The sequence below is a fragment of the Desulfosarcina cetonica JCM 12296 genome (assembly GCF_001311845.1).
Lineage (GTDB): Bacteria > Desulfobacterota > Desulfobacteria > Desulfobacterales > Desulfosarcinaceae > Desulfosarcina > Desulfosarcina cetonica.
In genome coordinates this window covers 1-10713 of record NZ_BBCC01000206.1, presented here as the reverse complement: position 1 = coordinate 10713, position 10713 = coordinate 1, and the positions used below count along the sequence as shown (strand labels likewise).

The 10713-nt window shown below is 59.7% G+C and carries 10 protein-coding genes and 4 pseudogenes; all 14 read left to right on the top strand.

Annotation, left to right across the window (positions count from 1 at the left end; all coding sequences use genetic code 11):
- Positions 1 to 594: 594 nt before the first annotated feature.
- A complete protein-coding gene (gene cyoA, locus JCM12296_RS28785; RefSeq protein WP_213184226.1) occupies positions 595 to 1521 on the top strand; it encodes a ubiquinol oxidase subunit II in 927 nt (308 codons plus the stop codon).
- A gap of 177 nt (positions 1522 to 1698) precedes the next feature.
- Positions 1699 to 3525, top strand: a pseudogene (locus JCM12296_RS50965) (cbb3-type cytochrome c oxidase subunit I).
- Positions 3526 to 3549: 24 nt separating this feature from the next.
- Complete coding sequence (gene cyoC, locus JCM12296_RS28775; RefSeq protein WP_054700247.1) at positions 3550 to 4164, top strand: cytochrome o ubiquinol oxidase subunit III; 615 nt, start codon at positions 3550 to 3552, stop codon at positions 4162 to 4164.
- Entirely contained in the window at positions 4165 to 4497 is a 333-nt protein-coding gene (cyoD, locus tag JCM12296_RS28770) for a cytochrome o ubiquinol oxidase subunit IV (RefSeq protein ID WP_054700245.1), read from the top strand.
- Positions 4498 to 4499: 2 nt separating this feature from the next.
- Positions 4500 to 5366, top strand: coding sequence for a heme o synthase (cyoE, locus tag JCM12296_RS28765; RefSeq protein ID WP_054700243.1), 867 nt, complete (start codon positions 4500 to 4502; stop codon positions 5364 to 5366).
- Positions 5367 to 5416: 50 nt separating this feature from the next.
- On the top strand, positions 5417 to 5785 hold the full coding sequence (locus JCM12296_RS28760) for a hypothetical protein (protein WP_054700242.1): 369 nt from the start codon (positions 5417 to 5419) through the stop codon (positions 5783 to 5785).
- Positions 5782 to 6033, top strand: a complete 252-nt coding sequence (locus JCM12296_RS28755; protein ID WP_083456612.1) for a PRC-barrel domain-containing protein — start codon at positions 5782 to 5784, stop codon at positions 6031 to 6033. Before JCM12296_RS28760 ends, JCM12296_RS28755 begins: the two co-directional genes overlap by 4 nt.
- Positions 6034 to 6165: 132 nt before the next feature.
- Complete coding sequence (locus JCM12296_RS28750) at positions 6166 to 6840, top strand: DedA family protein (RefSeq protein WP_172684155.1); 675 nt, start codon at positions 6166 to 6168, stop codon at positions 6838 to 6840.
- Complete coding sequence (locus JCM12296_RS40415) at positions 6837 to 7184, top strand: alpha/beta fold hydrolase (protein ID WP_054700236.1); 348 nt, start codon at positions 6837 to 6839, stop codon at positions 7182 to 7184. The genes JCM12296_RS28750 and JCM12296_RS40415 overlap by 4 nt, the downstream gene beginning before the upstream one ends.
- Positions 7181 to 7543 (top strand): alpha/beta fold hydrolase, encoded by a 363-nt coding sequence (locus JCM12296_RS40410; protein WP_054700235.1) that lies wholly within the window; start codon positions 7181 to 7183, stop codon positions 7541 to 7543. The genes JCM12296_RS40415 and JCM12296_RS40410 overlap by 4 nt, the downstream gene beginning before the upstream one ends.
- Positions 7522 to 7728 (top strand): alpha/beta fold hydrolase, encoded by a 207-nt coding sequence (locus JCM12296_RS28735; protein WP_054700233.1) that lies wholly within the window; start codon positions 7522 to 7524, stop codon positions 7726 to 7728. Before JCM12296_RS40410 ends, JCM12296_RS28735 begins: the two co-directional genes overlap by 22 nt.
- A 21-nt stretch (positions 7729 to 7749) precedes the next feature.
- Positions 7750 to 8531: pseudogene (locus JCM12296_RS28730) on the top strand (M90 family metallopeptidase).
- Positions 8528 to 10362: pseudogene (gene glgP, locus JCM12296_RS50960) on the top strand (alpha-glucan family phosphorylase). Before JCM12296_RS28730 ends, glgP begins: the two co-directional pseudogenes overlap by 4 nt.
- 71 nt (positions 10363 to 10433) lie before the next feature.
- A pseudogene (locus JCM12296_RS42690) lies at positions 10434 to 10713 on the top strand (DUF3417 domain-containing protein); the annotation flags it as partial.

The window sequence follows — 10713 nt, the reverse complement described above, 5'->3', positions numbered from 1 at the left end:
GATGCCAAGCAATTCCGAAGCGGACAAAGCCATCAAGGCCCTGAATGGGAGCCGCATGGACGGCAGCAATATTAAGGTCAGGCCGGCGGACCCCGGTGGGAAGCGAAGCAAGAAGAAATCTTTTCGCCGAAGAAGTTATTAGCACCCTTCATGGGATAGGGCAATATGCCACACTGTCCCATGATGCCACACCCCGAAATCCCCGTTTACTGCTGAATCTCATCTCATCATATGGAACACGTCGATTCCCAGATAAGACTGAAATCCTTGTATTCCCAATACGTCATAACTTGTTCCGGGCTGTGTTGCCAATGTTTCAGGCCGTTTCAACGCCTGGCATATCCGTTGCTATTGAGTAATTTTTCACTCGGAATTTACGTAGATGATGCCATGGCATTCACCAAGCGGAGCTATATGCGATACAAGACGGCGCGATACAAGACGGATGGCGATCAAAAGGCGACTTTTTACGCGCTCATCAAGGGCTACCGGTTGACGGTCCGGTTCGCTTGGCGTACGATTGACTCGTTCCCGCGTTTTTCCTAACGGTTATTTAAAGCGATGATAAAAATAGGCAGGTGGATACAAAACCTAGTGGGGCTGCTTGGGTTCGCGATGATGCTTTCCGGCTGCGATCAGCTGGTGCTGCTGAATCCGAAAGGGCCCATCGGTGATTCCCAGCGCCTTCTCATCATGACGACCATCCTGCTCATGCTGATCGTGGTTGTTCCCGTTTTCGTCATGGCGTTTTGGTTTTCCCGGAAGTACCGCGCCTCCAACACCCAGGCCACCTACGCCCCGGAATGGGCCTATTCCGCCAAGATCGAAGCGCTCATCTGGCTGATTCCCATCGCCATCGTCATCGTCCTCGCTTATTTCACCTGGACCAGCACCTTTCGCCTGGACCCCTACAAACCGATCGCCGCGGAACGTGAACCACTCACCATTGAAGTGGTGTCCCTGGACTGGAAGTGGCTGTTCATCTATCCCGAAGCGGATATCGCCGTCGTCAACCAGCTCGTTTTTCCGGCCAACGTGCCACTGCGTTTCAAGCTTACCTCGGACTCGGTGATGACCTCCTTTTTCATTCCCCAACTGGGCAGCCAGATGTACGCCATGGCGGGCATGCAGACCCGCCTGAATCTCATGGCCGACGAAACCGGAGTGTATGCCGGGCATAATCAGGAGTTCAGCGGCCGCGGCTACGCGGACATGCATTTCAAGGCCATCGCCACCACGGCCGAGGAATTCCATGCCTGGGTGGAGAAGGTCCGGCAGTCGCCCGACATTCTGGATGCGCACCGCTTCGGACAACTCAGGAAACCCACGACCGGCAGCCCGATCGCATTTTTCTCCTCGGTCGAGCCGGGTCTGTTCAAACGGATTATGAGCCAATACATGGGATGGATGGGACAGCAGGCCGACCCGGGCCGGCAAGGCGCCATGGGTACCCCTCCCGCCCCGATGCGCAAGACCGGCGGCGCCGCTCACCGGTCCCTCGATGCTCCGAAGGAAGGCTGAGATGTTCGGAAAGTTGACCCTTGCGGCAATCCCCTTTGACCAACCGATTATCATGGGTGCGGTCGGTGGCGCCCTGCTGTTGGCCCTGGCGATTCTGGCTTGATTACCTACTACCGGAAATGGCCGTATCTCTGGCGCGAGTGGCTGACCAGTCTCGACCACAAGAAAATCGGGATCATGTATGTCATCCTGGCGATGATCATGCTCCTCAGGGGCTTTTCCGATGCCATCCTGATGCGTTCCCAGCAGGCCCTGGCCCTTGGTGCGTCCCAGGGCTACCTGCCGCCCCACCATTTTGACCAGATCTTCGGTGCCCACGGTACGATCATGATCGTTTTCATGGCCATGCCTTTTTTACCGGATTGATGAACATCATCGTGCCGCAGCAGATTGGTGCCCGCGATGTGGCCTTTCCCTTCATGAACGCCATCAGTCTCTGGCTCAGCGTGGCCGGAGCGCTGCTGGTCATGGTTTCCCTGGGTGTGGGCGAATTTTCAACCACCGGTTGGACCGGCATCGCCCCGCTTTTCGAAACCCAGTACAGTCCGGGTACCGGGGTGGATTACTGGACCTGGGCCTTCCAGGTCGCCGGCATCGGTTCCACCTGACCGGCATCAATTTTCTTGTCATCATCCTGAAATTGCGTGCACCGGGAATGACGCTGATGCGCATGCCGCTGTTCGTCTGGACCGCCCTGACCACCAATGTGCTCATGATCCTGGCCTTTCCCCCCTTGACTGTCGCCATGCTCCTGCTGACGCTGGATCGTTACCTGGGGATGCATTTTTTTACCAATGGCCTGGGGGGCAACATGATGATGTGGAACAACCTCTTCTGGATCTGGGGCCACCCCGAGGTCTACATCGTGATCCTGCCTGCCTTCGGCATCTTTTCGGAGGTGGTGGCCACCTTTTCGAGCAAGCGGCTCTTCGGTTATCGTTCCCTGGTCTATGCGACGGCGGGGATCATGATTCTTTCCTTTACCGTCTGGTTGCATCATTTCTTCACCATGGGCAACTCGCCCGGGGTCAATACCTTCTTCGGCATCACGACCATGATGATCGCCATTCCCACCGGGGTGAAGGTCTTCGACTGGCTCTTCACCATGTATAAGGGCCGCATCCGCTTCACCACCCCCATGTACTGGACCCTGGGGTTTCTCACGACCTTTGTCATCGGCGGCATGACCGGCGTGCTGATGGCGGTGCCACCGGCCGACTACGTGGTCCACAACAGCCTGTTTCTCATTGCCCATTTCCACAACATGCTGATTCCGGGTGCCGTGTTCGGCTATTTTGCGGCTACGCCTACTGGTTTCCCAAGGCCGTCGGATTTTGCCTGGACGAGAAATGGGGCAAGCGCGCCTTCTGGTGCTGGATCATCGGTTTTTACCTGGCCTTCGCCCCCCTTTACATTTTGGGGTTCATGGGCATGCCGCGGCGCATGGAACACTATTGGAACCCGGCCTGGCAACCCTATCTGATCATTGCCGCGGGCGGTACCGCCCTGATCCTGGTGGGCATCGTCATGCAGGGCATCCAATTGGGGGTGAGCATCCGCGACCGGCACGCCAACCGGGACCTGACCGGCGACCCCTGGAACGGCCGCACCCTGGAATGGGCCACCGCCTCGCCTCCCGCGGTCTACAATTTTGCCGTGATTCCGAAGGTGGCGGACATCGATGCCTTGACGGACATGAAGCAAAACGGCCGGGCCAACAGGCCGCCGGATCACTTTGAAGACATTCTGATGCCGAAAAACAACCCCCATGGCTTTTTCATCGGCGTGCTGGCCTTTCTGTTCGGATTCGCCATGGTCTGGTATATCTGGTGGCTGGCCATTGCCAGTGGCCTGGGCATCCTGCTGTGCGTCATCATCCGCTCGGTCGACGACGAGGCTGAAACCGTCATTCCCGCGAGCGAGGTGAAACATATGGAAGCCGTGCGCTATCGGCGGGCGAGACCGGTGCTCCAGCCACTACCGGCCGGCGGAACGACGCCTTAACCCACAAAACCGGAGACCCTCACCATGACCGTTCACGCATGGTCCTGCCAGGCCGTTCCGGCCGGCGTCCCGGAACACCATCATGCCGTGGAGATCCAGACCTTCGGTTTCTGGATCTACCTCATGAGCGATCTGATTCTCTTCTCGACGCTCTTCGCGACCTTTGCGGTTCTTGGTCAGAACACCGCCGGCGGCCCCACGGGGAAAGATCTGTTCGATTTGCCCTATCTGTTTGGCGAAACCCTGCTCCTGTTATTCAGCAGTGCAACCTACGGCATGGCCATGCTGGCCATGCAAGACGATTGCAAGGCGGTGCTCCTGCTATGGCTGGGCATCACCTTCCTGTTTGGCCTGGGATTCGTTTGCATGGAGGTCAATGAGTTTCATGGGATGATCGCGGCGGGTAACGGGCCGGCGCGCAGCGGATTTCTCTCGGCCTTCTTCACCCTGGTGGGAACCCACGGCGCCCATGTAACCGCCGGGCTGATCTGGATGGCGGTCATGATCGGCCAGGTTCTCACCAAAGGCCTGACGACTCCGGTTCGATCGCGACTGGCGCGCCTCAGCATGTTCTGGCACTTTTTGGATATCGTCTGGATCGGGGTTTTCTCCTGGGTTTACCTGATGGGGGTCCTGTAGATGAAGCCGGCACGGATCGACCACACCACCGGTGCAAGCAGGGGCAGTTTAAAAAGTTACGGCACCGGATTCCTCCTTTCCATCGTACTGACGGCAATCGCCTTTGCCCTGGCCATGAACGGCACCCTATCCCGGGGCATCGCCATTTTGGGAATTTGCGGCGCGGGCGTCGTGCAGATGCTGGTCCACCTGCACTACTTCCTGCATCTGGACGGCTCGTCGGAGGAGCGCTGGAATGTCCTGGCCCTGCTGTTCACCTTGCTGATCATGACCATTTTTGTCGGCGGCACGCTTTGGGTCATGGTTACCCTGAACACCCGCATGATGATGTGATCATGCCCGAAACGCTGAGAAACTACTGGCGCGTTATCAAACCGGGAATCGTTGCGGGAAACCTGGTTTCCGCCGCGGGCGGCTTTTGCCTGGGTGCGCGGGGGCGTATCGATGTCGTACTGATGCTCGCCACACTGACCGGCATCTGCCTTGTCGTCGCTGCCGGTTGCGTGCTGAACAACTGCATCGACAGAACAATCGATCGCAAGATGCCCCGCACCTGCGGCCGCGTCCTCGCCCGGCGAAAGATGTCGCCGCAAAACGCCATCCTTTATGCCTTGCTGCTGGGCGCCGCCGGAATCGCGCTACTCGGGGCGGTAACGAACCGGCTGTGTGTGGTTCTGGTGCTTGCCGGATGGGTGATCTATGTGGGCGTGTACAGCCTTTACCTGAAGCGGCGCTCCATTTACGCCACATGGATCGGCAGCCTTGCCGGGTCGGCACCGCCCCTGGCGGGCTACTGTGCCGCGACCGGCCGATTCGATCCGGGCGCAGGGTTGCTGCTCTTGATCTTCAGCCTATGGCAGATGCCCCATTGCTACGCTTTTGCCATTTTTCGCCTGGACGACTATGCCGCCGCACAAATACCGGTCGTGCCGGTGCGTTTGGGCATCCCGGCGGCCAAGCGGCATATCGCCATCTACGTGCCGGCTTTTGTGGCGGCCTCGGCCATGCTTACCGTCGGCGGTTACACCGGCCACGCTTACCTTTGGGTGGCCATGCTGCTGGGCGTGTTCTGGCTGGTCATGGCCTGGTCGGGATTCAAGACCGGCGATGACCGCCGATGGGCCCGGCGTTTGTTTGTCTTCTCGTTTATCGGTATCGCCGCCCTGAGCGTCATGATGGCCATCGATCCTGCCAAATCTTGAACACGATAGAACAATAGAACAAAGAACAATAGAACCAGGGAGGACCCGCCATGGAAATTCCCGTCGGCGTAGACGTGATCTGCGGCACAGAAGTTTGTGGCCGTTCGAAATATCTGGTGATCAATCCGGTCAATGATCAGGTGACCCATCTGGTGGTTGCCGAAAAAGCCTTTCCCCATGCGCAGCACCTGGTGCCGCTGGACACCGTCCAGTCGTCCACCGCGACATCCACCCGATTGCGCTGCAGTGCAAGCGAGCTTGCCGGTATGGATGCTTTCATACCGAGCGACTACCTCGACCCGGTTGATTTGGAGGCCATCACCCCTTACAGCGAGTCTGTCCTGCTATGGCCCTACGGGATCCACGGCAATCCGCAGGAATTGGCCGACGCGGCGCATGTTCCATCCGGTGAAGTCTGATCCGCCGCGGTTCGCGCGTGGTCGCCAGCGACGGCAAGATCGGCAAGGTGGATGAATTCCTGATCAATCCCCTGAACGACCAGATTTCACATATCGTCCTGCGTGAAGGCCACCTTTGGGGACCCAAGGACGTGACCATTCCGGTTTCGCAAATCAAACGGATAGACGATGGTGTCGTGCACTTGAAAATGAACAAGGATACCGTTGCGGGGCTACCGGGAACACCGATCAAACGGAAATGGAAATAGGACGGTCAACACGCCGAACGGAAACCCAAGTATCGCGATCGAAACAAATATGTCACCGCTCTGGTTACCCGCACCCAGGGCTGCTTTCAGCGCAGCATGAACGGCAAACCACTGCCGCCCGAGGGAAAACAGATGCACATTTTTCAACCTTACCTCAGCTTGGTAAAAGCCTTCTTCGCGCATCTGGGCGCCGATGCGGCCAGTACCTTGCAACATTACCTCGTTCTGGCGCAACCCCTTTTGGACGCTTACGGGTATTTGGCGGTTTTCGTCACCATCCTGATCGAAGGCGCCGGGATACCGGCCCCCGGGCAGACGCTGTTGATGGCGGCATCCTTTCTGGCGGCTCGTGGGAAGATGTCCCTGGCCGCGGTTTTGAGCCTGTCCTTTGTGGCCTGCGTTCTCGGTAATACCGGCGGATATGCGATCGGTCGCTGGGGCGGCCGTCGGCTTTTGTTCAAGGCAAGGGTCAGCGCGGTGCGCCTTGATAAAATCGAAAAACAGTTCGACCGTTATGGTGGCTGGGTGGTGTTTGTCGGCCGTTTTTTCGATGGATTGCGTCAGCTGAACGGAATCGTCGCCGGTACCTTGCACATGCCGTTTTTCAAGTTCACGGTGTTCAACGTCCTGGGGGCCTTGGCCTGGACTGGCCTGTGGGGCGGGGGGCTCTATTTTCTCGAAAAGGATGTCAAGGTCGTATATGCCTTTTTTCATTCCACCGAGCCTTACGTGATTCTCGCGACGCTGCTGACGGTGATTGTGCTGGTGAGATATTTGCGACGCCACCGCAACTCCCCATCATCATGAAAACGAAAGTCGGAAAATATCTTTCCCGGATTCTCGCCATTTTATTGGGCGGGCTGATTTTGGGGGCTTTCTGGTTTTGGCCCATTTGTTCCTCTTTTTTTCACTACCTGATCTGGCGCGTGACTACCGGCGCCGTCATCGAAAAGGACTATGTCCGGGCCGGGGACGCCGATATCCATTTTGTCAGCTATGGGCGCGGACCCTCGGTATTGCTGCTCCACGGCGGATTGAGCAACCGGCTCAGCTGGTTTGCACAGCTTCCCTGGCTGGTGGTGTCGGGGCGCCGGGTGGTCGTGCCCGACACCCGTGGCCATGGCCTGTCCGGCTGGGGGAGGGGGGCTTGAGCTATCGTCGGCTGGCCGCCGATGCGGTTGCGATCCTGGATCGGCTGGGCATCGCGCAGACGGATGTCGTGGGCTGGAGTGACGGCGGCAACACGGCCTTGCTGCTGGCTTTGGGTTGGCCCCGACGCGTACGGCGGATGGTGGTCATCAGCGCTAATTTCAACCCGGCCGGTTTGACACCCGAAGCCCATCGGGACACCTTCGAAGCGAGTCGGGGGCTGACCTATTGGCTACGCCGCTGGTGGACGGCGCCGGTGATCGGCTCAGGGCGTTGGAAGCCCGGATCAAACGGATGTGGCGGATGCGACCCAATCTGCAACTTGCCGATTTGGCGAAAATGGGCGCCCCCACGCTGGTGATTGTGGGAGAAAAGGATGTGGTCTCCCTCGCCCATGCGCGCCAGATGGCCGAAGCGCTGGGTCATGGAACCTTGGCCATCGTGCCGGGGGGGCACTTTACCCCGGTGACCCACGCCCGACGGGTGAATGCCTTGATTGCCGCGTTTTTAGGGATCGAAAAGCCCACTTTCAAGGGAAGTGGTTGACGCAGGTATGAGGACGTCGTTATGTTTGGCCTGAAACAAAAAAAGCGCCGGCGCATTCGATCCCAGCCGTTTCCCCCAACCTGGCTGGCGATCCTGGAACGGAACGTCGCCTATTACCACCGTCTCTCACCGGCGGATCAAGCCGAATTGCGGGGTCACATCCAGGTTTTTCTCGCTGAGAAACGGTTTGAAGGCTGCGGCGGACAGGAAATTGACGACGCGGTGCGGGTCACCGTTGCCGCCCAGGCATGTATTCTGCTGCTGCACCGCGAAACGGATTACTATCCCATGCTGCAGTCGATCCTGGTCTATCCTCATTCCTACTTCTCAAAAACCACCCGTCGGCTGCCGGGCGGCGTGGTGGCGGAAGGTGTCCAGGGACGCCTGGGAGAATCCTGGTATCGGGGTCCGGTGGTTCTATCCTGGGACGATATCCGCCGTAGCGCCCACGACCCCGACGACGGCCACAACGTGGTCTTTCATGAGTTTGCCCACCAGTTGGACAGCGAGTCCGGGGCGAACGAAGGCACGCCGCGTCTGCCGCGCCGGTCGATGTACATCACCTGGGCCAGGGTTATGGGCGCCGAATATCAGCATCTCATTGATGCCATCGTGCTGCATCATCAGACGGACCTGGATGCGTACGGGGCGACCCACCCAGCTGAGTTTTTCGCGGTGATCACCGAGGCTTTTTCGAAAAACCACAGCAATTGAAAAAGCACCATCCGGCGCTTTACGAACAGCTGGCGCTCTTTTACCGCCAGGACCCGGTAGAACGTTTTCGCGTCTCGGAGGAAACATGACCCTAAAAAAGCAACCGGCACCGTCCGGGCCGGTCACTGCGGATCCACCGCAAGCCATCGATACGTCCGACGCATTGATGGAGATCGCCCATGACCTGCGCTGGTCCTGGGACCACAGCGCCGACGACATCTGGCGGGCCATAGATCCGGAAATGTGGGACCTGACACGGAATCCCAAGCTGATTCTGCTGTCCATCGCGCCCGAGAAAGTCCAGCGGGTCATGGACGACCCCGGATTCCGCGAACGGGTGCACCATCTTACCCATGAGCTGCGTGAAGAGCGCGAGGCAGCGTTGTGGTTCCAGCGCAAACACGCCGGTGCCGCCTTGACGTCCGTCGCCTATTTCAGCCTGGAATTCATGCTCGGTGAAGCCCTGCCGATCTATTCGGGCGGCCTGGGAAATGTCGCCGGGGACCAGCTCAAGGCCGCCAGCGATCTGGGTGTGCCCGTTACCGGCGTGGGGCTGTTGTACCAGCAGGGCTACTTTCGGCAGATGATTGCCGCCGACGGGTCCCAGGAGGCGCTGTATCCCATCAACGATCCGGGGCAGCTGCCCATCACGCCGGTACGGGATGAGAAGGGGCAATGGGTGCGTTTCCAGGTGCCCTTCCCGCATTATCCGATCTGGGTGCGGGCCTGGAAGGCACAGGTGGGGCGCCTGCAGCTCTATCTGCTCGACAGCAACGATCCGGCCAACCCGCCATTGGAGAGCGGTATTACCGGCCAATTGTACGGCGGCGGACCGGAGACCCGCATCGCCCAGGAATTCATCCTGGGCATCGGCGGCTGGCGGCTGCTGCGCCGCCTGGGTTTGAATCCCGAGGTGTGCCACCTGAACGAAGGCCATGCCGCCTTCGTGATCCTGGAACGGGCCGCGGCATTCATGCAAAGTGCGGGCTGCAGTTTCGACGTTGCTTGGCGGTCACGCGGGCGGGCAACCTTTTTACCACGCATACGCCGGTCGCCGCGGGTTTCGATGCCTTTGCACCGAATCTGGTGCAGCGTTATTTCGACGTTTACACCCGGGATGAGCTCGGCATCGGTTTTAAGGACCTGATGGCCTTGGGCCGGCGGGATCCGACGAATGCCAACGAGCCTTTCAGCATGGCCTATCTGGCGGTGCGCGGCAGCGGGGCCGTCAACGGTGTCAGCCGACTGCACGGAGCGGTCAGCCGGAGCCTCTTCGCGTCCCTGTTCCCCCGGTGGCCTCACCGCGAGGTTCCCATTGGTCATGTGACCAATGGCATCCATGTCGACACCTGGGGCTCGACGGCATCCGAGACCGTGTGGACGAAATATGGGGGCTGCCAGCGCTGGCAGGGGGAAACCGAGAAATTGGAGGCTGCCCTCCGGCAGGTGCCTGATGAAGAGCTATGGTCGATGCGCCAGGCCGCCCGACGCGCCTTGGTGGCCCGCACCCGCAAACGCTATGTGCGCCAATCCGCCATGTGGGGCGCGGGGGCCGAAGAGATGGCCCAGGCCAGACAGGTCCTGAACGCCGAGGCGCTGACCTTGGGCTTTGCCCGGCGCTTCGCGACCTACAAGCGGCCGACGCTCCTGCTTCAGGATCCGGAGCGGATGGTGCGCATGCTGGGCAATTTCCGTCAACCCGTGCAGTTGATCGTGGCCGGCAAGGCCCATCCGGCCGATCAGGCGGGCCAGGCGATGATCCGGCGATGGATCGAATTCTCCCGCCGCCCGGATGTCGCCGGCCGGGTGGTTTTCCTGAGCGATTACGACATGCTGCTGACCGAACAACTGGTCGGCGGCGTCGATGTCTGGATCAACACGCCGCTGCGTCCCTGGGAGCCTGCGGGACCAGCGGCATGAAGGTGCTGGCCAACGGCGGCCTCAACCTTTCGGAACTTGACGGATGGTGGGCCGAGGCCTACACGTCCGGGGTGGGGTGGGCCCTCGGCGATGGCAAGGAGCGCGGCGAGGATCCTGCCTGGGATGCCCTCGAGGCCGATAGCCTGTATACCCTTCTGGAGAAGGAGATCATTCCCCTGTTTTACCGCCGCACCCGCGACGGGATTCCGGTCCAATGGCTGAACAAGGTCCGCGAAAGCATGGCCACGCTCACCGCGCGGTTTTCGAGCAACCGCGCGGTCCGGGAGTACACCGAAAGCTACTACCTGCCGGCGGCCGAGGCCTACCGGCGGCGCAGTGCCAGGGCGGGCG

Bases quoted from the DNA above. Each gene is read 5' to 3' on its own strand.
- cyoE (WP_054700243.1), top strand. From the start codon at position 4,500: ATGCCCGAAACGCTGAGAAACTACTGGCGCGTTATCAAACCGGGAATC.
- JCM12296_RS28760 (WP_054700242.1), top strand. From the start codon at position 5,417: ATGGAAATTCCCGTCGGCGTAGACGTGATCTGCGGCACAGAAGTTTGT.
- JCM12296_RS28735 (WP_054700233.1), top strand. From the start codon at position 7,522: ATGGGCGCCCCCACGCTGGTGATTGTGGGAGAAAAGGATGTGGTCTCC.
- cyoD (WP_054700245.1), top strand. From the start codon at position 4,165: ATGAAGCCGGCACGGATCGACCACACCACCGGTGCAAGCAGGGGCAGT.
- cyoC (WP_054700247.1), top strand. From the start codon at position 3,550: ATGACCGTTCACGCATGGTCCTGCCAGGCCGTTCCGGCCGGCGTCCCG.
- JCM12296_RS28750 (WP_172684155.1), top strand. From the start codon at position 6,166: ATGCACATTTTTCAACCTTACCTCAGCTTGGTAAAAGCCTTCTTCGCG.
- JCM12296_RS40415 (WP_054700236.1), top strand. From the start codon at position 6,837: ATGAAAACGAAAGTCGGAAAATATCTTTCCCGGATTCTCGCCATTTTA.